Origin of the sequence: Roseateles sp. L2-2 (assembly GCF_050613215.1) — a bacterium.
Lineage (GTDB): Bacteria > Pseudomonadota > Gammaproteobacteria > Burkholderiales > Burkholderiaceae_C > Roseateles > Roseateles noduli.
Genome location: NZ_CP192509.1, coordinates 5,175,916 through 5,198,560 on the forward strand (window position 1 = coordinate 5,175,916; position 22,645 = coordinate 5,198,560).

25 protein-coding genes are annotated in these 22,645 nt (G+C 67.9%); 14 read left to right on the forward strand and 11 right to left on the reverse strand.

What is annotated here, in order from left to right:
- Positions 1-15: 15 nt before the first annotated feature.
- From ACQZ13_RS23100 to ACQZ13_RS23110, 3 genes are read right to left on the reverse strand one after another with little or no spacing between them, the layout of a single operon-like run.
- Positions 16-366 carry a RidA family protein gene (locus ACQZ13_RS23100; protein ID WP_431048244.1) on the reverse strand — a complete coding sequence of 117 codons (351 nt, stop codon included), beginning with the start codon at positions 364-366 and terminating at the stop codon, positions 16-18.
- Positions 363-1,091, reverse strand: a complete 729-nt coding sequence (gene plsY, locus ACQZ13_RS23105; protein ID WP_431048245.1) for a glycerol-3-phosphate 1-O-acyltransferase PlsY — start codon at positions 1,089-1,091, stop codon at positions 363-365. The genes ACQZ13_RS23100 and plsY overlap by 4 nt, the downstream gene beginning before the upstream one ends.
- A 6-nt stretch (positions 1,092-1,097) precedes the next feature.
- Complete coding sequence (locus tag ACQZ13_RS23110; RefSeq protein ID WP_431048246.1) at positions 1,098-1,601, reverse strand: aminoacyl-tRNA deacylase; 504 nt, start codon at positions 1,599-1,601, stop codon at positions 1,098-1,100.
- Between the two features lie 146 nt (positions 1,602-1,747).
- On the opposite strand from ACQZ13_RS23110, the gene ACQZ13_RS23115 reads away from it, so the two are divergent.
- Entirely contained in the window at positions 1,748-2,857 is a 1,110-nt protein-coding gene (locus ACQZ13_RS23115; protein ID WP_431048247.1) for a DNA alkylation repair protein, read from the forward strand.
- Positions 2,858-3,077: 220 nt separating this feature from the next.
- On the opposite strand, the gene ACQZ13_RS23120 is transcribed toward ACQZ13_RS23115, so the two are convergent.
- Positions 3,078-4,136, reverse strand: a complete 1,059-nt coding sequence (locus ACQZ13_RS23120; RefSeq protein WP_431048248.1) for an aldo/keto reductase — start codon at positions 4,134-4,136, stop codon at positions 3,078-3,080.
- Between the two features lie 216 nt (positions 4,137-4,352).
- On the opposite strand from ACQZ13_RS23120, the gene ACQZ13_RS23125 reads away from it, so the two are divergent.
- The 4 genes from ACQZ13_RS23125 to ACQZ13_RS23140 all read left to right on the forward strand — a co-directional run bounded on the left by ACQZ13_RS23125 (position 4,353) and on the right by ACQZ13_RS23140 (position 6,816).
- Entirely contained in the window at positions 4,353-4,904 is a 552-nt protein-coding gene (locus tag ACQZ13_RS23125; protein WP_431048249.1) for a DUF2975 domain-containing protein, read from the forward strand.
- Between the two features lie 38 nt (positions 4,905-4,942).
- Positions 4,943-5,185, forward strand: coding sequence for a helix-turn-helix domain-containing protein (locus tag ACQZ13_RS23130; RefSeq protein ID WP_088408757.1), 243 nt, complete (start codon positions 4,943-4,945; stop codon positions 5,183-5,185).
- A complete protein-coding gene (locus ACQZ13_RS23135) occupies positions 5,172-5,861 on the forward strand; it encodes a hypothetical protein (RefSeq protein ID WP_431048250.1) in 690 nt (229 codons plus the stop codon). The genes ACQZ13_RS23130 and ACQZ13_RS23135 overlap by 14 nt, the downstream gene beginning before the upstream one ends.
- A gap of 112 nt (positions 5,862-5,973) precedes the next feature.
- Complete coding sequence (locus ACQZ13_RS23140) at positions 5,974-6,816, forward strand: hypothetical protein (protein WP_431048251.1); 843 nt, start codon at positions 5,974-5,976, stop codon at positions 6,814-6,816.
- 187 nt (positions 6,817-7,003) lie between these two features.
- Here ACQZ13_RS23140 and ACQZ13_RS23145 read toward each other — a convergent pair whose 3' ends face one another.
- The gene (locus ACQZ13_RS23145) at positions 7,004-8,770 is read right to left on the reverse strand and encodes an acyl-CoA synthetase (RefSeq protein WP_431048252.1); all 1,767 of its coding nucleotides are present in this window, start codon (positions 8,768-8,770) and stop codon (positions 7,004-7,006) included.
- Between the two features lie 188 nt (positions 8,771-8,958).
- Here ACQZ13_RS23145 and arsC point away from each other — a divergent pair, with 188 nt between their 5' ends.
- Positions 8,959-9,309, forward strand: a complete 351-nt coding sequence (arsC, locus tag ACQZ13_RS23150) for an arsenate reductase (glutaredoxin) (RefSeq protein WP_431048253.1) — start codon at positions 8,959-8,961, stop codon at positions 9,307-9,309.
- Between the two features lie 28 nt (positions 9,310-9,337).
- Here the strand turns inward: arsC and ACQZ13_RS23155 are convergent, their stop codons facing one another.
- A complete protein-coding gene (locus ACQZ13_RS23155; protein ID WP_088408762.1) occupies positions 9,338-9,832 on the reverse strand; it encodes a GNAT family N-acetyltransferase in 495 nt (164 codons plus the stop codon).
- A gap of 61 nt (positions 9,833-9,893) precedes the next feature.
- Between ACQZ13_RS23155 and ACQZ13_RS23160 the strand changes: the two genes are divergently transcribed.
- Positions 9,894-10,466 carry a GNAT family N-acetyltransferase gene (locus tag ACQZ13_RS23160; RefSeq protein ID WP_431048254.1) on the forward strand — a complete coding sequence of 191 codons (573 nt, stop codon included), beginning with the start codon at positions 9,894-9,896 and terminating at the stop codon, positions 10,464-10,466.
- A gap of 14 nt (positions 10,467-10,480) precedes the next feature.
- Here the strand turns inward: ACQZ13_RS23160 and ACQZ13_RS23165 are convergent, their stop codons facing one another.
- Complete coding sequence (locus ACQZ13_RS23165) at positions 10,481-11,023, reverse strand: hypothetical protein (protein ID WP_431048255.1); 543 nt, start codon at positions 11,021-11,023, stop codon at positions 10,481-10,483.
- Positions 11,024-11,089: 66 nt separating this feature from the next.
- Between ACQZ13_RS23165 and ACQZ13_RS23170 the strand changes: the two genes are divergently transcribed.
- The 3 genes from ACQZ13_RS23170 (at position 11,090) to ACQZ13_RS23180 (ending at position 13,039) form a co-directional block, all read left to right on the forward strand.
- Positions 11,090-11,494 carry a hypothetical protein gene (locus ACQZ13_RS23170; protein WP_431048256.1) on the forward strand — a complete coding sequence of 135 codons (405 nt, stop codon included), beginning with the start codon at positions 11,090-11,092 and terminating at the stop codon, positions 11,492-11,494.
- Positions 11,495-11,539: 45 nt separating this feature from the next.
- Positions 11,540-12,025, forward strand: coding sequence for a hypothetical protein (locus tag ACQZ13_RS23175; RefSeq protein ID WP_431048257.1), 486 nt, complete (start codon positions 11,540-11,542; stop codon positions 12,023-12,025).
- An 87-nt stretch (positions 12,026-12,112) separates the two neighbouring features.
- Positions 12,113-13,039, forward strand: a complete 927-nt coding sequence (locus ACQZ13_RS23180; protein ID WP_431048258.1) for an alpha/beta fold hydrolase — start codon at positions 12,113-12,115, stop codon at positions 13,037-13,039.
- A 182-nt stretch (positions 13,040-13,221) separates the two neighbouring features.
- Here the strand turns inward: ACQZ13_RS23180 and ACQZ13_RS23185 are convergent, their stop codons facing one another.
- Positions 13,222-13,716 (reverse strand): acyl-CoA thioesterase, encoded by a 495-nt coding sequence (locus ACQZ13_RS23185; protein WP_431048259.1) that lies wholly within the window; start codon positions 13,714-13,716, stop codon positions 13,222-13,224.
- 224 nt (positions 13,717-13,940) lie between these two features.
- On the opposite strand from ACQZ13_RS23185, the gene ACQZ13_RS23190 reads away from it, so the two are divergent.
- Complete coding sequence (locus ACQZ13_RS23190) at positions 13,941-14,801, forward strand: plasmid replication/partition related protein (protein ID WP_431048260.1); 861 nt, start codon at positions 13,941-13,943, stop codon at positions 14,799-14,801.
- 134 nt (positions 14,802-14,935) lie between these two features.
- Here the strand turns inward: ACQZ13_RS23190 and ACQZ13_RS23195 are convergent, their stop codons facing one another.
- A complete protein-coding gene (locus tag ACQZ13_RS23195; protein WP_431048261.1) occupies positions 14,936-15,337 on the reverse strand; it encodes a DUF4212 domain-containing protein in 402 nt (133 codons plus the stop codon).
- Positions 15,338-15,434: 97 nt separating this feature from the next.
- On the opposite strand from ACQZ13_RS23195, the gene prfB reads away from it, so the two are divergent.
- The 3 genes from prfB (at position 15,435) to ACQZ13_RS23210 (ending at position 20,455) form a co-directional block, all read left to right on the forward strand.
- Positions 15,435-16,539 (forward strand): peptide chain release factor 2 gene (prfB, locus tag ACQZ13_RS23200; protein ID WP_431048262.1). Its coding sequence is split into 2 segments (ribosomal slippage): positions 15,435-15,515 and positions 15,517-16,539, totalling 1,104 coding nucleotides; the frame shifts between segments, so codons are not numbered across the junction.
- A gap of 75 nt (positions 16,540-16,614) precedes the next feature.
- Positions 16,615-19,362 carry an aminopeptidase N gene (gene pepN, locus ACQZ13_RS23205; RefSeq protein WP_431048263.1) on the forward strand — a complete coding sequence of 916 codons (2,748 nt, stop codon included), beginning with the start codon at positions 16,615-16,617 and terminating at the stop codon, positions 19,360-19,362.
- Positions 19,363-19,435: 73 nt separating this feature from the next.
- Complete coding sequence (locus ACQZ13_RS23210; protein ID WP_088408768.1) at positions 19,436-20,455, forward strand: class 1 fructose-bisphosphatase; 1,020 nt, start codon at positions 19,436-19,438, stop codon at positions 20,453-20,455.
- 104 nt (positions 20,456-20,559) lie between these two features.
- Here ACQZ13_RS23210 and ACQZ13_RS23215 read toward each other — a convergent pair whose 3' ends face one another.
- Both ACQZ13_RS23215 and ACQZ13_RS23220 read right to left on the reverse strand, forming a co-directional pair.
- Positions 20,560-21,933: a DUF2130 domain-containing protein gene (locus tag ACQZ13_RS23215; protein WP_431048264.1), complete on the reverse strand. Its 1,374-nt coding sequence runs from the start codon at positions 21,931-21,933 to the stop codon at positions 20,560-20,562.
- A complete protein-coding gene (locus tag ACQZ13_RS23220; RefSeq protein ID WP_431048265.1) occupies positions 21,926-22,633 on the reverse strand; it encodes an alpha/beta fold hydrolase in 708 nt (235 codons plus the stop codon). Before ACQZ13_RS23220 ends, ACQZ13_RS23215 begins: the two co-directional genes overlap by 8 nt.
- Positions 22,634-22,645: the final 12 nt, after the last annotated feature.

Genomic DNA, 22,645 nt, shown 5'->3' on the forward strand with positions numbered 1-22,645 from the left:
TGACCTCGACCAGGCTCAGACGGCCGCGGTGATCACGATCTCGATCTTCCACTCCGGCTTGGCCAGCTTGGCTTCGACCGTCGCGCGCGGCGGCGTGTGGCCGGCCGGCACCCAGGCGTCCCAGGCGGCGTTCATGCCCGCCAGGTCCTTCACGTCGGCGATGTAGAGCTGCGCGCGCAGGATCCTGGTCTTGTCGCTGCCGGCGCGGGCCAGCAGCTTGTCGATCATCGCCAGCACCTGTTCGGTCTGGCCCTTGACGTCGGCGGTGGCGTCCTCGGGGACCTGGCCGGCCAGGTAGACCACGCCGTTGTGGATGGCCATCTCGGACAGACGCGGGCCGACGTCGAAGCGTTCGATGTTGCTCATTTGCTGGGGTGCTTGGGTTTGTGGGAAGGCTTGGGGGAATGCTTGTGCTCGCGCTTCTCGCGCGACTGCTCATGGCGATGCGACTTGGCGGCCGGGACGGCGGGGGCCGGCGCCGACTTCTGGCCGAGCTTGCTTTCCGTGCCCGCCATCAGTTTCTTGATGTTGGCGGCGTGGCGCCAGATCAGCAGCAGACTCATCAGCGCGATGGCCGGCAGCTCGGGACCGACGTCCCAGACCAGCATCTGCAGCAGCGGCGCGGCGACGGCGGCGGACAGCGACGCGAGCGACGAGTAGCGGAAGACGACCGCCATCAGGATCCATACGCCGAGCACGGACAGGCCCAGCCACGGATTGATCGCGAGCAGCACGCCGGCCGCGGTGGCCACGCCCTTGCCGCCGACGAACTTGAAGAACACCGGCCACAGGTGGCCGATGAAGGCCGCCAGGCCGACCAGCGCGGCGGTGCCTTCCTCCATGCCGTACGGGCCGCCGAACTTCAGCACCAGCAGCACGGGGACGTAGCCCTTGAGGGCGTCGAAGACCAGCGTGAGGATGGCGGCGGCCTTGTTGCCGGAGCGCAGCACGTTGGTGGCGCCCGGGTTGCCGCTGCCGTAGCTGCGCGGATCGGACAGGCCCATCAGCCGGCTGACGATCACCGCGAAGGACAGCGAGCCGATCAGATACCCGGCCGCGACAGCCAACAAGGGGAACAGGACACTTTGCATGGGGCGCTATTCTGCCCCGGACTTCAGCGCGCACTCGACCGGGCGGGCCTCGAGCAGCTCCGTCAAAACCCGGGGTTCGAGGCTGATCAGGTAACCGCGGCGCCCGCCGTTGATCAGGATGCGGGGCAGCGCGAGCACGCTGGACTCGACGAAGACCGGCATCGTCTTGCGCGTCCCGAACGGCGACGTGCCTCCGACGAGGTAGCCGCTGTGGCGCTGGGCCACGTCGGGCTTGCAGGGCTCGACCTTCTTGCAGGGGATCTGGCGGGCGAGCTCCTTCAGGCTGACCGTGCAGTCGCCGTGCATCAGCACGATCAGCGGCTGCGCCTTCTCGTCCTGCATCACCAGGGTCTTGACGACCTCGTGCTCGGGCACGCCGAGCTGCTTGGAGGACTCGCCGGTGCCGCCGTGATCGACGTAGTCGTAGACGTGCTCGCCGAACGCGATCTTGTGCTGGCGCAGCATCTGCGTGGCCAGCGTCTCGCTGACATGGGCGGATTTCTTGCTCATGCCGCGATTGTCCGCGCTGGCCGCGGCGGCGGCTTGTACGAGCTTGCTGCGCGCGCCGCACGAGCGCCGCGCGGCCTCCCGCCTCCTGACACCCCATGGCGGCGACCGCGCTACGCTGCGGCGCACTTCGTGTTCACCGAGCCCCCATGACGGACGCCGCTTCGACCTCCAGCTACAACCTCAAGGACCTGATCGGCGAGACCGCGCTGCGATCGCTGGCGTCCGTGTTCGCCGAATCGACGCCGGGCTTCCAGCGCAAGCGCTTCATGGCCGTCGCGACCGACGGGCTGTCGCCGCTGTCGATCATGCAACGCGTCCATCGCGTGGCCGAGGCGCTCGATGCGGCCTTGCCCGGCAGCTTCGCGGACAAGCTCGACGCCGTCGTCGCGGCGGCGCCGAAGACCGGTGGGGCGTTCGTCAACATGGGGTTGTGCGACTTCGTCGCGAGCTACGGGCTGCACGATCCGGCGGCGTCGCTGAAGGCGCTCAAGCGGATGACCGCGCATGGCACCGCGGAATTCGCGATCCGCCCCTTCCTGCGTCAGGACCTGGCCGGCACGCTGAAGACGATGACGCGCTGGACAACGGATCGCGACGAACACGTGAGACGCCTCGCCAGTGAAGGCAGCCGACCGAGGTTGCCGTGGTCATTCCGGCTCGATGCGCTGGTCGCGGATCCGGCGCCGCTGGCGGAGATCCTCCAGGCGCTGCGCGCCGACGACAGCCTCTACGTGCGGCGCTCCGTCGCCAACAACCTGAACGACATCACCAAGGACCATGCGGACTGGGTCTTCGCGCACGTGGGGGATTGGGACCTCGCCGACGAGCGCAGCGCGTGGATCGTCAAGCACGCGCTGCGATCACGGATCAAGCAGGGCGACGCCCGGGCGCTGAAGCTGATCGGGGCGAGCGACGGCGCGCTGGCCGTCGTGGAGCGCCTGGCGATCGAGCCGTCGCGCGTGGCGATCGGCGGCGAGATCGAGATCGCCTTCGAGCTGCGATCGACCGCGGAGATCACGCAGCGACTGGTGGTCGACTATGCCGTGCACTACGTGAAGAAGAACGGCCGCGCGTCGCCGAAGGTGTTCAAGCTGAAGACGGTGGAGCTGGAAGCCGGCGCGTCGACGCCCATCCGCATCCGCCGCGCGCTGCGCAACTTCACGACGCGCACGCACTACGCGGGCACGCATGCGATCGAGGTGATGGTCAATGGTCAGCGGCTTGCTGACGGGACGTTCGAGTTGCTGGCCCGTTGACTGCCTAGACCCCGCGCGCTGCGCGCGCCCCTCACCCCCGCCCTCTCCCGCAAGCGGGAGAGGGAGCGAGAATGCACCGAGCTGACCGGATGGTTCTATTGCTCGCGAGCGAGAGTAGGTGCAAGAAGCGCCGCCGCTGCGAGGGGAGCCGGTCGGACTCCCTCTCCCGCTTGCGGGAGAGGGTGGGGGTGAGGGCCAGCGGCGGCGGCAGTACGGAAGCTCATTGCGCCGGGTCGCGGATTTCCCAGCGGATGCGGTCGATGCGGGCGAGCGTCTCGGCGTCGAGGGTGCGGCCGAACGCTGCGATGTTCTCGTCGAGCTGCGCCGCCGTGGTGACGCCGATCAGCGTGCTCGCCGTCTGCCAACGCGAGCTCACCCATGCGATCGCCAGCGTCGATGGCGTCATGCCCAGCTCCGCCGCCAGCGCGTTGTAGCGCCGCGCCGCGGCCAGCGTCTCCGGTCGAGCCCAACGCTGCTTCTTCATGCTCTCGAAGATCGCCAGCCGGCCCGGCTTGGCGGGATCAGCCAATCCGTGCTGGTCGTACTTCCCCGTCAACGAGCCGAAGCCCAGCGGCGAATACGCCAGCAACCCGACCTGATGCCGGTACAGCGCCTCGTCCAGCCCGTTCTCCACGATCCGGTTCACGAGACTGTAGGCGTTCTGCACGCTGGCGATGCGCGGCAGGCCGTGCTGAGCCGCCAGGTGGACGAACTCGCCGACGCCATAGGGCGTCTCGTTGGACAGCCCGATGTGGCGGACCTTCCCCGCGCGCTGCAACTGCGCGAGCGCTTCCAGCTGCTCGTGAATGGACGCGACCGGCTTGTCCTTCGCCGGCTCGAAGTAGACGCCGCCGAACATCGGCACATGCCGCGCCGGCCAGTGGATCTGGAACAGGTCGATGGTGTCGAGCTGCAGCCGCTTCAGGCTGTCCTCGCAGGCCTGCACGATCTGCGCGCCGGTGAGGTCCATGCTGCCGTCGCGGATCCAGTCGTAGCCGCGCGACGGCCCGGCGACCTTGGTCGCGACGACGACGCGTTCGCGCATCCCGGGCCGCGCCTTCAGCCAGCGGCCGATGATCTCCTCGGTCCGGCCGAAGCTGTCGGCGCGCGCGGGCACCGGGTACATCTCGGCGATGTCGAGCAGGTTGATGCCGGCGGCCACCGCGCGATCGAGCAGCGCCTGGCTGCCGGCCTCGTCGACCTGCTCGCCGAAGGTCATCGTGCCCAGGCCGATGCGGCTGACCGAGAGGTCGGACTGTCCGAGGGTGACGCGTTCCATCTTGTTCTCCATATCGTGCGCGGCTCGGTCGGGGACGGCGCGCCGCAACAGACCAGTGTGCATGAGCGGATGCGCCGTCGCCGCCGCCGGGCGCGATGGCCGGGCGATCGTCGCGCGGTGACCTGACGGGTGTCTCGCACCGCCTTTACACGCGCCGCCATTGCCGCCATGAAATTATTGTTTTACAGTAATTTCTTGCCACCCCACGGTAAGACCATGAGCGACACGACTTTCCCCGCCGGCCTGCGGCGCATCCGCTGGATCGCCCACTGCGTGCGTGCGATGGCGCTGTTCGCGATGGCGGTGGTGGTGGGTTTCCACGCGATCTTCTGGACCGACCGCGGCCTGGTCGAGCGCACCGCGCGCAAGGACTGGTGCCTGGACTGCCCCATGCAATTCGACGCCGTCTCGCGCGCCTGGGGCCTGGCGGTCAACCTGCCGCAGGCGCTGCTGACGCTGTTCGCGCTGCTGTGCCTGTTCCGGCTCTTCGGCGCCTACCTGCGCGGCGAGGTCTTCACCGACGGCGCGACGCGCCACCTGCGGCGCCTGGGCCAGTCGGTGACGGCGATGGCGCTGGTGATGCCGCTGACGGACACGGCCTCCATCCTCGCGCTGACCCTGGGCAACCCGCCCGGTCAGCGGATGCTGTCGGTGCACCTGGGCAGCCAGCACTACGTCGTGCTGCTGCTGGGCCTGGTGCTGATCGCGATGGCGATGGTGATGCGCGAGGCCCAGCGCATGGCGCAGGAGAACGCCGAGTTCGTCTGAACGGACCGGCCCAGGAACCCGCCGAGGACCCCGCCCCCATGCCCATCGTCGTCCGACTCGACGTGATGCTCGCGCAGCGCAAGATGCGCTCCAAGGAGCTCGCCGAAGCCATCGGCATCACCGAGGCCAACCTCTCGCTGCTCAAGTCCGGCAAGGTGCGCGGCGTGCGCTTCGACACCCTGTCGCGCATCTGCGCGGTGCTGCAGTGCCAACCCGGCGACCTGCTCGCCTGGGAGCCGGGCGACGAGCCCGAGGACGGAGGATCCGATGGCGGCGCTTGATGTTCCTGGTCCTCACGAACGCCGCGGATCGAAGCGTCGCTTCGGCCCCCGCGCGCTCGCGATCGGCGCGGTCCTGCTGCTGCACGTCGCGCTGATCGGCTGGCTGCAGCACGCGTGGCACCGGGCGGAGTCGCACCGCGAGCAGCGCCGCTCGTCGGTCCGGATGGTGACGATCCAGCTGCCGCCGTTGCCCAAGCCGGCGCCGACGACGAAGACGTCAGTCGCCCGAATTCCGGATCGCCCGGCAAATCCTGACCCCAAGGCGTCGCCGCGCGAGGTCGCGCCGTCGACACGTGCTTCCGCGCGTGTTCAAGCGCCCCGGCCCGACGTCGATCGTCATGAGGACGAGCCGCGCTCTACCGTGATCGTGGCCGCGCCCACGCCGGCGTCCGCCGCATCCGGTTCGACAGGTCCGACGGGTCGCGACCTGATGTACGGCTCGGCGACGCAGCGCGCGGTCCGGCAGTCGACGCAGGGCCAGCCCTTGCTTGCCGAGCGCGCGGACACCGCCAGCCTCGCGCCCGACAAGATCGACGCGTCGACCAAGCTGGGCAACGAGATGATGAAGGGCGCCGGCGGGGACTGCCTGAAGGGCGAATTCGCCGGCGCCGGGGCGGGCCTGCTCAGCCTGCCGTTCTGGGTGCTGGCCGAAGCGCGGGGCAAGTGCCGTCGATGACGCCTCGACGCGGGACACGCGTCGTCAACCCACACCGGCCGCGCACCGTTCAGCGCAGATCGCATTCGCGACATCCGCGACATCCGTTTCGCGACAGAGGGAGAGAGTCGAAGTGAAACCCCAGCAGTTCACCCGTGCGGCGCGCCGCTTTCCGGTCGCCGTGCTCGCCTTGGCCTTGATCGGCGCCTTGGCCGCCTGCGACCCGGTCGCTGCGGCGACGGCCGATCCGGCGCCGGCCGCCGCGGCCCCGCCGGCCTCCGAAGCGATCGCCCTGCCCTCGGTCCAGAGCGACATGAAGCGCGGCGCCTCCTTCCCCTACAAGCGGCTGAACGATCTGCTGTCGAAGCTGCGCACCGAGGGCGAAGGCCTGTTCGTGAGCCGCTTCGTGCTGACCGACGCGAAGGACTCGTCCAAGCCGCCGCCGGCCGGGACCAAGCTCGCGCTGATGAGCGACGACGACTACATCCCGATCCCCGTCGACGACAAGGGCCGCTTCGACCTGCCGACCTTCTCCGAGCAGAGGGTGAAGGACATGGACTTCGGCACCAACGTGCCCAAGGGCGACCTGGGCGTGCGGCTGAGCATCGACCTCGCGACGCCGCCGGAGATGCTGGACATGGCCACGGTGCGCCGCATCGTGTCGGTCGGGCAGCGGCTGCGCACGGAGCTGCTGCCCTGGTATGTGCGCTGGATGTTCCCGCAGATCGACGGCGTCATCGTGTGCAGCGACCAGGCGCAGTGGAACCTCGACTGGACGGAGGGCGGCCAGCGCCTGCGTCTGCCCTTGCCTTCCGAGGCGCAGCAGCGCGAGCCGGAGACGCCCAAGGGCAAGCCCTCGCGCGCCTGCACGGTGCTGACCGGCCAGGAGCAATGGCCCGACGCGGCGCTGCTGCAGCCGCAGCCGGGCGGCAACACCAAGCTCTACGTGAAGCTGCGCAACTCGCGCGCGAGTTGAGCGGCCGGGGGCCTGACTGCTGGTTCGTGCGTGAGGCTGCTGGCCCTCACCCCCAACCCTCTCCCGCAGTGCGGGAGAGGGGGCCACCCCAGTGCTCCTGCTTCGAATGGCTCGGTGCATTCTCACTCCCTCTCCCGCTTGCGGGAGAGGGCGGGGGTGAGGGCCAGCGGCCTGGGCAGTCAACGGATCAGACGGCGAGTCCTGAAGCGCGATCAACTTCGAGTTGCCGCAGCACGCGCCGCTGCACCTTGCCCGTGGTCGTCATCGGCAGCGCGTCGAGGAACTCGATCTCCTTCGGGTACTCGTAGGGCGCGAGCCGCTGCTTGACGAAGTCCTGCAGCTCCGCGGTCAACGCGGCCGACGGCTGCCGGCCCGGCGCCAGCACGACGAAGGCTTTCACCAGCGCGCCGCGCTCGGCATCGGGCTTGGGCACGACGGCGGCGTTGGCGACGGCCTCGTGGCGCACGAGGCAGTTCTCGATCTCGCCGGGTCCGATGCGATAACCCGCGACCTTGAACTGATCGTCGGCGCGACCCTGATACCAGAGATACCCGTCCTCATCGGCGCTCGCGAGGTCGCCGGTGCGGCACCAGCTGTCCATCGGATCACCGGTGAACTTCGCGGCCGTGGCCGCTTCGTTGCGCCAATAGCCGAGGAAGAAGATCGGATCCGGCGCGCCCTGCGCGTCGCGACGATGCACGGCCACTTCGCCAATCTGCCCGGGCGGACAGACCTGACCCTCGTCGTCGATGACGGCCACGCGGTGACCGGGATAGGCGCGTCCCATGCTGCCCGGCTTCGCCGGCCACAGCCGCGCGCAATTGCCGACCACGTAGTTGATCTCCGTCTGCCCGAACATCTCGTTGATCGTCACGCCCAGCTCGCGCTGCCCCCAGTCGAACACGGCGTCCCCGACGGCTTCCCCGGCGCTCATCACCGCCTGCAGATGCAGCGTGTAGCGCTCGGCAGGATGCGGCACGGCCTTCATCATTGCCTTGAGCGCGGTCGGGAACAGGAAGGTGTGGCTGACGCGGTAGTGCTGCATCAGCTCGAAGGCCTTCTCCGGCGAGAAGCGGCCCTGGTAGCCGAGGATGGGCCGGCCGAAGCACAGCGACGGCAGCAGCGCGTCCATCAGGCCGCCGGTCCAGGCCCAGTCGGCGGGGCTCCAGAACACGGCCTCGCTGCGCACGGACGGATCGTGAGGATCGAAGCCGAACCAGTTCTGGCTCGCAATGAAGCCGGTGAGGTTGCCGAGCAGCGCGCGCTGCGGCAGCAAGGCGCCCTTGGGCGCGCCGGTGGTTCCACTCGTGTAGATCAGGATCGCGGGGTCTTCAGCGGCGTTGTCGCGCGCGGCGAAGCGCGCATCCTCGGCCTGCAGCGCCGCCATCCAGCCGGCTTCGCCCTCGTGGGCATCGGACTCGCCGACGACCAGCACGTGACGCAGCGACGGGCAGGCGGCGCGCGCCGTGCGCAGCGCGTCGAGCGCGCCGCCCTCGACGATCGCGACCTTGGCCTCGCTGTCCTTGAGACGGTACTCCAGCGCGTCGGGACCGAAGAGCATCGACAGCGGCATCGCGACCGCGCCGAGCTGGTTGATGGCGATGTGCGCGACGGCGGTCTCGAAGCGTTGCGGCAGCACGAGCGCGACGCGGTCGCCGGCTTCGACGCCCAGTCGCTTGAGCGCGTTGGAGAGCCGGTTCGCCGCGCGCTGCAACTGGCCGAAGGAGTACTGGGCGCGGCAGCCGCTGTCGCTGTCGAAGAAGACGGCGGGCGCATCGGGCGTCTCGCGGGCCCATCGGCCGCAGCACAACTCGGCGATGGCCAGCCGCTCGGGCACCTGCCAGCGGAAGGCGCCGTGGATCAGCGCGTAGGCGTCGGGCGCGGCACGCGTCGCCGCGGGGGGCACGGTGATGCCGTCGGCCGGGCCGGCGTCCTTGGCGGTCTTGCCGGTCATCGTGTCTCCATCCTGGTCTGGAACAAGAGCGTGGATGCTAGCGAGCGGGTCCTGGCCGGTCGTCATGGAAAGCCCGTAGCGCCAAGTCGGTGCCTGGCGTGGACGGCGCCGCCCGTCAGAGGTGCATGGGACGGGCGGTGGGCGATCCGCATATCGATATCCGGATCGTGGCTCCTACACTGGTCCGCATGACGCTCAAGATCCTGCACAACCCCCGCTGCTCCAAGTCGCGCGAGGCGCTCGCACTGCTGGAGTCCCGCGGCCTCACGCCCGAGGTCGTCGAGTACCTGGAGACGCCGCTGACGCTGCCCGAGCTGCAGACGCTGCATCGGCAGCTCGGCACGCCGGTGCGCGCGATGGTCCGCGACAACGAGGACGACTATCGCGAGCTCAATCTCGCGGACGCCTCGCTGACCGACACGCAGCTGCTTCAGGCCGTCGCGGACCGCCCGAAGCTGCTGCAGCGGGCGATCGTCGTCCAGGACGACCGCGCGTTGATCGCGCGCCCGCCGGAGCTGCTGAACGACTGGTTGAAGTGACCGGCCGGCGCGCGGCCGGCTGATCCGATCAGCCCTTGAAGCGCGCCAGCGCGTCGCCCGCCAGACGGCACAGCCGCCAGTCCGGCATGATGGTCGCGCCCATCTTCTCGTAGAAGCGGATGGCGTTCTCGTTCCAGTCGAGCACGCACCATTCGAAGCGGCCGTAGTCGCGCTCGATCGCGATCTGCGCCAGGCGCGTCAGCATGCGCTTGCCCAGGCCCGCGCCGCGATGCGCGGGCTGCACGTACAGGTCTTCGAGGTACATCCCCGGCTTGCCGAGGAAGGTCGAGAAGTTGGTGAAGGTCAACGCGAAGGCGACGACCGTGCCGCTCTCGTGTTCGGCGACCATGGCCTCGCAGACGGGGCGCTCGCCGAAGAGATGCGGGAGCAGCTTTTCCGGCGTCACGTCCATCAGGTGCGTGAGGTGCTCGAAATCGGCGAGTTCGCCGATCAGGCCGACGATCGCGGTCAGGTCGTCGGGGCGCGCGGGGCGGAGGAGGTAGGCGTCAGGCGTGGCGGTCATTGAAACGTTCCGGACTCGGTGAAGATACGGGACTCATTTTCGCCAGCTTCGACCGCCGCCCATGCCTCTCGATCCCCTCCTGCGCGAAGTCGCTTCAGAACTGAAGACCGACCGGATGCTGCTTCGCACGCCCAGAGCCGGCGACGGCGCGCTGGTCCACGAGGCCGTCGTCGAAACGCTGGCCGCGCTGCGCGCCTGGCCGGCGTCGCTGCCCTGGGCGGTGTTCGAGCCGTCGGTCGAGGCCTCCGAGATGTACTGCAGGGAAAGCGCTGCGGCGTTCGTCAAACGCTCGTCGCTGGTGTACCTGGCGTTCGATGCGGAGGACGCGCTGGTGGCCAGTCTCAGCCTGCACTCGATCGACTGGACCATTCCCAAGTTCGAACTCGGCTTCTGGTGCCGCACCAGTCGGCAGCGCCAAGGTCTGATGGCGGAGGCCGCTTCCGAGCTGAAGCGCTACGCGTTCGACCGGCTCGGCGCACGACGCGTCGAGGCATTTCCTGATGAGGCCAATGTGGGAAGCCGAGCGGTCTGCGAAGCGATCGGCATGCAGTTCGAAGGGACGTTGCGCAACGATCGAATCACGCCGGACGGCGTGTCTCGAAGCACCAGCGTGTATGCGTCGGTGCGCGCATGACGTGCTGAGAGCTTTCAGTCGCCGCGCTTCTTCGACTCGGTCTGATAGAGCTCTTCGACCGGGTTTGCAGCCTCTTCCCACTTCAGCAGTCGACTGAGGGATCGCGCGTCCTCGCGACGCGGTCCGAACTGCACGAGATCTCGCGAGAAGGACGGCGGGGCAGAGAGAGGATTGCGGCATTCCGCATTCATCACGACCTTGTCGCCACGCAGCACCGACAGACGTCCATCGCTGACGCAGTTTCCGCCTGAACATTCGGTCATCAGATAGCGGACAGAACCGCGATCAAACCAGACCTGGTTGATCCGAGCTCGCGGATCGATCTGCTGCGAGAACGCGAAGAACGTCTTGCCGTTGTCCGGTGTAGCGGAGTATTCGAGCTCCACCTTCTCCTTGGTCCCGAATCGATAGGTCAACATCTGCGTCTCGCCGCTATCCGGTGCGGCGCACAAAGAGGCCACGTTTTCTCCCATCAGGCAGTTGTACTTGGTGGTCTCGTCGGCGCCGCAGAGCGCATCCGTCGATGCCATTGCGGAGAACGGCGCGAGCAGCACCATCGCGAGTCCGATCGTTCTACTTGAATGCTTCATAGGTCGGCCGAGTTTGCCTAAACTGCCGACTCCATGCTCTCCACATTCGAAGAATTCCTCGACGAGGTCTACCCCGTGGGCACAGCCGACGCCCAGGCGGCGCGCGATGCGGAGACCGAGGAACGCCGTCTTCGCTTGGCAGAGTTTCCGTACAGCGTTGTGCTCCAGGTGGCGTACCCGGAAATGGACTTCGCGAACCGCTGGTGCTGGGAGCAGTTCGGGCCGGCTCGTGGCCCGTGCTACCAGTACCAGTCCTACTATCCCGTGTGCCGCCAGACCGGCGATCACAGCCATGAAGGGGGATGGCGATCCCACTGGATTGAAAAGACCGACTACGACTTCGGCTTCAACGAGTGGCTCTTCGCCCAACGGGCCGATCGAGACAGGTTCCTGGCGTTCGTGCCGGACATCACCTGGGGTGAGGGCTTTCCCACGTGACAGTTCAGTGAGGGAAGTGCTCGAAGGGATTTCTAGAATCGCTCCATGAAGAAGATCCTGAAGCTCGTCATGCCCCTCGGCCCGATGTTCTCACGCACCTTGACCGCTTCAGTCATCGTCGCTGTTGCGCATTCGGCCAACGCTGCGCCCGACACGTGCAAGATGTCGGAGCCTCCGCCGACGGCAGGCGAGGAGGCGCACATGGGCGAGCTACTGCTTGTCTATCCGCGAGCGAAGGACGCCGGGGACCGTTTCTCCGGCTGCCAGTCCATCTGGGGGCGCACAAAGACCGGCTCTCAACTGATCGGGCGGTTCGAGTATTCGCGAGGGGCATTCGTTGCTGTCCATGACGGCGCCAAACGAACCCGATGCACATACAGCAACGACGAGCTGCGTGCAGGCTCGGATCCAGTTTGCCCCGGGAGCCTTCCATCGCTGATTCCCACATTGCCGCCGGGATGCTTTGCCAAATTTCAACGCCGAGCCGCCGGGGCGAATGAATCTTCCCCAGAGTGCGACACGTTTGAGTAGAGCGCTGCGGCACCCTGGCTGGGCTCAAGGCTCGCCATTGTCTCCATGGCGAAAGCGCGCCGACCCGCGTCGCACTAAAGTCGCCCCATGAGCACCGAGACGAGTTCCGCGCCCGCTTCCGAGTACACCGTCCGCCGTCCGCATCGCAGCGGGTCCATGCAGCTGCGCGGCCTGCGCCACCACGTGCTGCGCTGGGGTCCCGAGCCGGACGGGCAACGGCCGCTGCTCGTGATGGTCCACGGCTGGATGGACGTCGGTGCGTCGTTCCAGTTCATGGTCGACGCGTTCCGGGACGACCGCAGCGTCGTCGCCATCGACTGGCGCGGCTTCGGGCTCACCGACTCCAATGGCAGCGACGCGTACTGGTTCCCGGACTACCTCGGCGATCTGGATGCGCTGCTCGATGCCGTCAGTCCGGACGCGCCCGTGGACCTGCTCGGTCACAGCATGGGCGGCAACATCGCGATGACCTATGCGGGCGTGCGGCCGCAGCGGCTGCGCAAGCTCGTGAATCTCGAAGGATTCGGGCTGCCGGAGACGACGCCCGAGATGGCGCCGACGCGGCTCGCGAGCTGGCTCGACGAGCTCAAGGAGCCGCAGAGCCTCAAGACCTACGACAGCGTCCAGGGCGTCGCGCAGCGGCTGATGAAGACGAATCCGCGGCTCTCCTCCGACAAGGCCGCGTGGCTCGCGCCGCATTGGTCGAAGCTGGGCGAGGACGGCCGCTGGCACATCCTCGGCGACCCCGCGCACAAGCGGACCAATCCCGTGCTCTACAAGAAGGCCGAGGCCCTCGCCTGCTGGTCGCGCATCGAGGCGCCCACGCTGTGGGTCGAGGGTAGCGAGACCAAGCTCTCGCAGTGGTGGGGAGATCGCTATCCGCGCGAGGATTTCGAGAGCCGGCTCGGCGTCGTGAAGGACCTGCAGCGCGTCACGCTCCAGCAGGCGGCGCACATGATGCATCACGACCAGCCTGAGACGCTCGCCCAGGCGGTGCAGGAGTTTCTCGGCTAGCCGAGGGAAGGCGACCGGGTCTCCAGGTCAGCGCGGTGCATTCTCACTCCCTCTCCCGCTTGCGGGAGAGGGCGGGGGTGAGGGGCCCCGCAAGGGGCGGGGTCGGTGCAGTGCCACGGCCGCTGGCCCTCACCCCTACCCTCTCCCGCAAGCGGGAGAGGGGGCAAGAGCGAGGTTTGCGCCTAGTCTTGCGACACCACCGCTGCCTGATACGCCGCGATGAATTCCGGCGGCATGCGTTTCGGGCGGCCGCCGCTGATGTCGATGCAGACCAGCTCCCAGCGGCCGCGCATCAGCGTCTGGCCGTCGCTCGCGCGGCGCAGCTGGAAGCGGCGTTCCATCGCCAGCTTCCCGTCCCCGGACGTCAGCCAGGTGCCCAGCACCAGTGCCTCGCCTTCGAAGGACGGCAGCAGGTAGTCGTAGCCGCCGTGCCGGATCGCCATCGCGCGGTCGAGCCGCCGGTAGTCCTCGATGTCCAGCCCCAGCGCCACCGAGTGCGACCACGCCACCTGCTCGCACCACTTCACGTAGACCGCGTTGTTGGTGTGATTCAGACCGTCGATGTCCGCCGCCTGGGGGCTCACCGTCAGCCGATGGGGGGACGCGTAGTCCCAGCCGCTGGACAGCGGATCGGACGGCGCAGGGATCGCTTCGCTCATCTCGGTCATCTCGCTCATCGGGGGGCGCTCATCTGGGGGTGGGTTCCGTGGGATATCCGACGCTCGTGCTCGGGGTGCGACAGGTTAGCGTCGCGAGTTAGGCAGAATGCCGCCCTTTTCCGGCGTCGTCCGTCGCCCGCGCGACCTGCGCGCATTTCGCACAAACCGCCCCTCCTGAACACCTCGTCGACCGGGTCCCGCCCGGTCGGCTCCGCCTCCCCGCCGTCCCGCTGCCCGTCCCCATGAACATCATCGTCACCGAAGAACTCAAGGCCTACATCGATCCCCTCACCGAGGACGAACACGCCGCGCTGGAGCGCAGCATCCTCGCCGAAGGCTGCCGCGACGCGCTCGTGCTCTGGGGCGACATCCTGGTCGACGGTCACAACCGCCACGGCATCTGCACCAAGCACGGCATCCCCTTCCAGACGGTCCAGAACACCCGCTTCAAGTCCATGGAAGACGTCCACCTGTGGATGATCGACCAGCATCTGGGCCGCCGCAGCGTCTCCGACTTCCAGCGCGGCGTGCTCGCCCTTCGCAAGAAGGAGATCATGGAAGCGCGCCGGCTGGCCGTCCTCAACGACCCCGCGCCCGAGGCGCCCGCCGCCGATGCGTCCGCCACGCCCGTGCCCGACGCTCCGCCGCTGAAGAGCCGCGAAGCCATCGCGCGCGCCGCGCGCATCAGCAGCGCCACCGTCACGCAGATCGAGAAGATCCAGAAGGCCGCCGCGCCGGAACTCGTCGCCGCCGTGAAGTCGGGCGAAGTCTCGATCAGCGCGGCCGCCGTGATCGCCGACCTGCCCGCCGAGGAACAGGCCGCGGCCGCCGCCGGCGGCAAGAAGGAACTGCGTCAGGCTGCCAAGCGCGTGCGCGAGTCCAAGGTCGGCAAGAAGGCCGCGGGCGATGCGGTGGCCGAGGTTGCGGTCGCGCTGCTGGACGTGCCGACCAACGAGGATGGTGAACTCGAAGCCGATCCGGCGGTCGCCCTCCTGCGCGCGCAGGTCGGCGCGCTGCAGGACGAGAACATCAAGCTGCGCGCGCAAGTCGCGGAGCTGCAGGCGCAACTTGCCGCCGCCAAGCAGGAAGGCTCCCCCTTCTGACCCGCAGTCCTCGGTAGCAAAACCGGGGAAGGACGGCGGTGGTTGGGGACGGTGAGGTGTGAGGTTTCGGAGCTTGACTCCGGGGCCTCATACCTCGGCGGCCAACGCCCAGGCCCAGGCAGGTAGGCGGTCCCTCAGAACCCCGTGATCGGTCCCGAGCGCTCCTTCTCCGGGCGCTTCGCCTCCATCTCATCGAAATACGGTGCCGGGTCTTGCACCCCGGCGTCCGCCTCCCGGCGGTTCATGACGATCGCGTAGATGACGACGATTGCGACGTAGACCATCAGCGCGCCCTGGGATCCCACCCAGAAGCTGAACGGCCAGCCGAAGAAGTCGAAGCTGAGCGCGCGTGCGAAATACGCCACCGCGAACGTCACCAGCGCCCAGACGACGAGCAGCATCAGCGTCAGCCGCCAGTTCCCGCGCCGCACCCAGCGGCGCCGGGCGCGGAACATGCCGGAGGGGGTGCCGACGGGGGTACCGGGAGGGGTGCCGGACGGGTAACCCGCATCGGGGACAGGCGGTTTCTGGCGCATCCCGCCATCTTAGGGAGCCCCTCCGTCCCAGCATGAGAAAATACCCGGCTTCGGGCCCCCTGCCGGGGGCTCCACCTTCGAACGCTTCGAGCGAATCATGGAAATCGAACACATCAATGCGATCGGCAACACGCTGACCGATCTGCAAGCGCGTACCGACGCGCTAAGGGGGTACCTTTGACTACGACCGCAAAGCGCTGCGGTTGAATGAAGTCAACGCCGCCCTGGAGAACCCCAACGTCTGGAACGACCCCAAGCGGGCCCAGGAGCTCGGCAAGGAAAAGCGCACGCTGGAACAGGTCGTCGAGACGATCAACCACCTGACGTCCAACATCACCGACAACCTCGAACTGTTCGAGATGTCCAAGGACGACAACGACGTCGCCGGCATCCAGACCATCGAGGCCGAGTCCGTCAAGCTGGCCGAGAAGGTCGAGGAACTCGAGTTCCGCCGGATGTTCAGCAACCCGGCCGACCCGCTCAACTGCTTCATCGACATCCAGGCCGGCGCCGGCGGCACCGAAGCCTGCGACTGGGCCGGCATGCTGCTGCGCCAGTATCTGAAGTACTGCGAGCGCAAGGGCTTCAAGGCCGACGTCGAAGAGCAGACCGACGACGAGATCGCCGGCATCAAGAGCGCCACCATCAAGGTGGAAGGCGAGTACGCCTTCGGCCTGCTGCGTTCCGAGTCCGGCGTGCACCGCCTGGTGCGCAAGAGCCCGTTCGACTCCTCGGGCGGCCGCCACACCAGCTTCGCCTCGCTGTTCGTGTATCCCGAAGTGGACGATTCGATCGAGATCGACATCAACCCGTCGGACGTGCGCACCGACACCTACCGCGCGTCAGGCGCGGGCGGTCAGCACATCAACAAGACCGACTCGGCGGTGCGCCTGACCCACATCCCGACCGGCATCGTCGTCCAGTGCCAGGACGGCCGCAGCCAGCACAGCAACCGCGACGTCGCCTGGAAGCGCCTGCGCTCGCGCCTGTACGACCATGAGATGAAGAAGCGCATGGCCGAACAGCAGAAGCTCGAGGACAGCAAGACCGACGTGGGCTGGGGCCACCAGATCCGCTCGTATGTGCTGGACCAGAGCCGCATCAAGGACCTGCGCACCAACGTCGAGATCTCCAACACCCAGAAGGTGCTGGACGGCGACCTCGACGCATTCATCACGGCGTCCTTGAAGCAAGGCGTCTGAGAAAAACATTGAGACAAACGCCCCGGCGCGCCATCCCCGGCCCGGGGCTTCTTCATTCCTACAAGGAAGCCCGCCATGCGTGAAGGCACTGCCACCCTGATCCGCCGCGCCGACTACGTCGCGCCGATCTTCTGGATCCGCACCGTCGACCTGTGCTTCGACCTCGATCCGGTCAAGACGCTGGTCGCCAGCAAGATGCGCCTGGAACGCAACGCCGCGGTGCCTCACGGCCCTCTGCGCCTGCATGGCGAAGAGCTCAACCTGCTGCGCGTCCTGATCGACGGCGAGAGCGTGTCCTTCCGCCAGGAAGGCCATGAGCTGATCATCGACAACGTGCCCGACGCGGACTTCACGCTCGAGATCCGCAACACCTGCTGCCCCGAGAAGAACACGACGCTGTCGGGCCTCTACACCTCCGGCGGCAGCTTCTTCACGCAGTGCGAGGCCGAAGGCTTCCGCCGCATCACCTACTTCCTGGACCGCCCCGACGTGATGGCGGTCTACACGGTGACGATGCGCGCCGACAAGGCCAGATTCCCGGTGCTGCTGTCCAACGGCAACCTGGTCGAGTCGGCCGAACTCGACAACGGCCGTCACCTGGCGAAGTGGCACGACCCCTTCCCCAAGCCCAGCTACCTCTTCGCGATGGTGGCCGGCGACCTGGTCGCGCGCGAGCAGCGCATCCGCACCCGCGGCGGCAAGGACCATCTGCTGCAGGTGTACGTCCGCCAGGGCGATCTGGAGAAGACGGAACACGCGATGAACTCGCTGATCGCCTCCGTCGTGTGGGACGAGGCGCGCTTCAACCTGCCGCTGGATCTGGAGCGCTTCATGGTCGTCGGCGTGTCCGATTTCAACATGGGCGCGATGGAGAACAAGGGGTTGAACATCTTCAACACCTCCGCGCTGCTGGCCTCCCCCGCCACCGCGACCGACGCGGACTTCGCCCGCATCGAGTCCATCGTCGCGCACGAGTATTTCCACAACTGGACCGGCAACCGCGTCACCTGCCGCGACTGGTTCCAGCTCTCGCTCAAGGAGGGCCTGACCGTCTTCCGCGACCAGGAGTTCAGCCAGGACATGGCCGCCACGCCCAGCGCGCGCGCGGTCTGCCGCATCGAGGACGTGCGCGCGCTGCGCGCCCGCCAGTTCCCCGAGGACGCCGGCGCGATGGCCCACTCGGTCCGTCCCGACGAGTACGTCGAGATCAACAACTTCTACACCGCCACCGTCTACGAGAAGGGCGCGGAAGTCGTCCGGATGTACCAGACGCTGGTCGGCCGCGACGGCTTCGCCAAGGGCATGGCGCTGTACTTCGAGCGCCATGACGGCCAGGCCGTGACCTGCGACGACTTCGCGCAGGCGATCGCGGACGCGAACCCGGGCTCGCCGCTGACGACGCGCCTGGACGCGTTCAAGCGCTGGTACGCGCAGGCCGGCACGCCGCGCCTGCAGGCCCGCGGCGTGTACGACGCCGCCGCCCAGACCTGGACGCTGACGCTGACGCAATCGAGCGCTGCGGCTGCCGGTCAGGCCGCCAAGCTGCCGCAGGTGATCCCGGTCTCGCTGGGCCTGCTGTCGCGCGACGGCCAGGCGCTGCCGCTGATGCAGCAAGGTGAAGACGGCGCCGCCGGCGCCACCGACACCGAGCGCGTGCTGGTGCTGGACCAGGCTGAGCAGTCCTTCGTCTTCGTCAACGTTCCGTCCGAGCCGGTGCCGTCGCTGCTGCGCGGCTTCTCCGCCCCGGTGGTGCTGGACGACGGCCTCGGCGACGCCGAGCTGCTGGTCCTGCTCAAGCACGACAGCGACGCCTTCAACCGCTGGGAAGCCAGCCAGCGCCTGGCGCTGAACCGCATCCTGGGCGCCGTGCGCTCGGGCCAGCCGCTGGTGCTGGACGCCGCCTACATCGACGCGATGCGCGCCGTGCTGCGTCATCCGGAACTGGATCCCGCCTTCAAGACGCTGGCGCTGCAGCTGCCCGACGAGGCCTACATCGCCGAGCAGCTCGACGTCGTCGATCCGCAGGCCGTCCACGCCGCGGTCGAGGCGGCGCAGACGCAGCTGGCCTCGGCGCTGCAGGCCGACTGGGCCTGGGCCTTCGACGCGCATCAGGTGACCACGGGCTACAACCCGGATCCGGTGCAGAGCGGCAAGCGCGCGCTGGTGAACCTGTCGCTGGCGATGCTGGTCCTGAATGCCACCCGCGGCGGCGACGGCGTGTGGCCGGGGCGTGCGTACCAGCGCTTCAAGGACGCGACCAACATGACGGACCGCATGGGCGCGCTGTCCGCGCTCGTGAACGCGCATGCGGAACTGGCCGACAGCGCGCTCGCGCGCTTCCACGCCCAGTTCAAGGGCGAGGCGCTGGTCATCGACAAGTGGTTCGCGCTGCAAGGCCGCGCGGCCGAGCGCGACGGCAAGACCTTCGCCAAGGTCAAGCAGCTGATGAAGCACGCCGACTTCACGCTGAAGAATCCGAACCGCGCGCGCAGCCTGATCTTCTCGCTGGCGATGTTCAACCCGGCCGCCTTCCACCGCGCCGACGCGGCGGGCTACGTCTTCTGGGCGGAGCAGGTGCTGGCGCTGGACGCGATCAATCCGCAGGTCGCCGGCCGACTGGCACGCGTGATGGACCGCTGGACCGCGCTGGCCCAGCCGTACCGCAGCGCCGCCCGCGAAGCCATCGCCCGCGTCGCCGCCAAGCCGGACCTGTCCAACGACGTGCGCGAGATCATCCAGCGCGCGTTGGCGTCGGACACGCAGGCGGCCGCTCCGGCGCCAGCGTCCGAAGCGGCGACCGGCGAGCCGGCGGCGCAGCCCTGATTCCGCGCCCGGAGCGGTCCGCGCGCCGGGCCGTTCCGCGGCGCACGAGATTTGCAACCATCGGAGTCGTTTCATGAGTCAACGCGTCAGCCTGACCCAATACCTCGTCGAGCAGCAGCGTCTGCACGGCCACATCCCCCAGCAGCTGCGGCTGCTGATCGAGGTGGTCGCGCGGGCCTGCAAGCGCATCGCCATCAGCGTCAACAAGGGCGCGCTGGGCGACGTGCTGGGCACGGCCGGGTCCGAGAACGTGCAGGGCGAGGTCCAGAAGAAGCTGGACATCATCGCCAACGAGGTGCTGATCGAAGCCAACGAGTGGGGCGGCCACCTCGCCGCGATGGCCTCGGAGGAGATGGAGAGCATCCACCTGGTGCCCAACCGTTTCCCGCAGGGCGAGTACCTGCTGATGTTCGATCCGCTGGACGGATCGAGCAACATCGACGTGAACGTGTCGATCGGCACCATCTTCTCGGTGCTGAAGAAGCCCGAGGGCGCCAAGGGCATCAGCGAAGAGGACTTCCACCAGCCCGGCACCGCGCAGGCGGCGGCCGGCTACTGCGTCTACGGACCGCAGACGACGCTGGTGCTGACGGTGGGCGACGGCGTGGCCATGTTCACGCTGGACCGCGAGCAGGGCTCGTGGGTGCTGACCGCCGACGACGTGAAGATCCCCGCGGACACCAAGGAGTTCGCGATCAACATGTCCAACATGCGTCACTGGGACGAGCCGGTGAAGCGCTACATCGACGAGTGCCTGGCCGGCACGACGGGTCCGCGCGGCAAGGACTTCAACATGCGCTGGATCGCGTCGATGGTGGCGGACGTGCATCGCATCCTGACGCGCGGCGGCGTGTTCCTGTATCCGTGGGACAAGCGCGAGCCGAACAAGGCCGGCAAGCTGCGCCTGATGTACGAGGCCAACCCGATGGCCTTCCTGGTCGAGCAGGCCGGCGGCGCGGCGACCAACGGCCGCCAGCGCATCATGGACCTGCAGCCGGGCAAGCTGCACGAGCGCGTCTCGGTCGTGCTGGGCTCGAAGAACGAGGTCGAGCGGGTGACGCAGTACCACCTGGAGGCCGACAAAGCCAAGTGATGTGACGCGGTGATCCGGCCTGGGCCGGGTCCCTCATGTCCACCCTGCAGAAGGCCGCTCGATGAGCGGCCTTCGTGTTTCTGGTCGCCGTCGGCGCTCAGCCCTCAGAACAGACTGCCGTCGCCGCGTTTGTCGTCGCTGCTGTCGTTGCCGCGCTCGGCGGCCGCGGGCCTGTCGTCATTCCTGAGTTCGGCAAACTTCCCGGCCATCGTCGGATTGCCCTTGGTCAGCTTCTTGATCGTGACGTCCTGCGCCTTGTCGTTGGCCAGGCGCAGGTTGCGATCGGTGCCGAGCAGCGCTTCCTTGGTCTTCTGCAGGTGGTCGATGGACTTGTCGATCTCGTCGATCGCGGTCTGGAAGCGCCGCGAGGCCAGCTCGTAGTTCTTCCCGAACGCCGACTTGAAGGTTTCGAGCTGGGTCTCGAAATTGGTGATGTCGATGTTCTGCGCCTTCACCAGCGCCAGCTCGGTCTTGTACTTCAGCGAGTTCATCGCCGCGTTGCGCAGCAGCGTGATCATCGGCAGGAAGAACTGCGGCCGCACGACATACATCTTCGGATAACGGTGGAACACGTCGACGATGCCGGTGTTGTAGAGCTCGCTCTCGGGCTCCAGCAGCGAGATCAGCACCGCGTACTCGCAGCCCTTCTCGACGCGGTCCTTGTCGAGCTCCTTGAGGAAATCCTCGTTGCGGTTCTTCGTGGCGGTGCGGTCGTTCTCGTTCTTCATCTCGAACATGATCGAGACGATCTCGGTGCCCGCCTCGTCGGTGTCGCGGAAGATGTAGTCGCCCTTGCTGCCCGAGCGCGCGTCGTTGTCCTTCTCGAAGTAGGCGCGCGGGAATGCGGTGGCGCGGATGCGGTTGAACTCGGTCTCGCAATGCTGCTCGAGCGTCTCGCCGACCATCTTGGTCGACAGCCGCGCCTTCATGTCGCGCAGGCGCTCGATGGCGTCGTCGCGGTCCTTGATCTGCGTCTCGTACTTGTCCTTGAGCGACTTCTCGGCGAGCTGCTTCTCCAACGCCGCGCGTTCGAGACCGCTGCGCAACTGATCGCGTTCCTTCTCCACCGCGCCGACCGCCTGCGACATCGCCAGCTGCTGCGTCACGCCGGCCGCGTCGAGCCTGGCCTTCAGGCTCTGGATCTCGGCGTCCTTGGCCGCGGCGGACTGCTGCGCCTGCTTCTCCAGTGCCGCGAGCGCCTCGCTCACCGCCAGCTTGCGCTGCACCTCGCCGGCGTCGAGTCTGGCCTTCAGTTCCTGGATCTCGCCGTCCTTGAGCGCTGTGGCCTTCTGCAGCTCGCCGGCGGTCTTCGCCTGCGCGAGTTCCACGGCGTTGCGCTTGTCCTGCTCGGCCAGCGCGAGGCGCTCGCGCAGCTGCTTCTCGAAGTCGGTGTCGCGCACCTGCTTGAGGATGTCGGCGTAACCCGCCTCGTCGATCTTGAAGGCCTTGTGGCAGTGCGGGCAGATGATGTCATGCATGGGGACTCCCCTTCTCTTGTTCTTCAAAGACGTCGCCAATGGCTTGCGCCGCAGCGGCAGGCGCGCATTGCAACAGCATATGCGGCGCTTCGATATCGACGACGGCGCAACGGCGGTTGCGGCGGGCGACTTCAGTGGCCGCGCTGGCGGCGACGACGCGATCGCGCGATGCCCGCAGGCAGAGGATTGGCACGTCGATCTGTTCGACCGCCGCCGTCGCGTCGAAGGACAGCACCTGCCGCGCTCGACGCGCCATCACGGCGGGCGCCACGCGGCTCACCGCACGATGCAGCGCCTCCTGCCGCGCGGCGGTCGCGAAGCCGCCCAGCAGCGGCACGCTCATCGCGCCTCTCGGGAGCAGGTGCATCGGCATCCAGCTTGTCATCGGCCTGAACAGCGCCAGCGCTCGATTCGGATATCGCGCGAACGACGCGGCCAACACGACGCCGCGAAGGCCGGGCGGGTGCTCGGCCGCCAGCTTCAGCGCGACCGGTCCGGAGAACGATTCTCCGAGCAGGATGAACGGTTCGTCGTCAGGCAGCGCGTTGCGCACGTGCGCCAGAAGCGCGTCGTCATCGAGCCAGCGGTCCGCGGGATAGCGCACGACCACCGGTCGCAAGGTCGACGGCAGCGCATGCAGGAACGGCTCGAACAATTCCCCGGTCCCGTCCATGCCGGGCAGCATCACGAGCGCGGTCATCGATTCAGGACC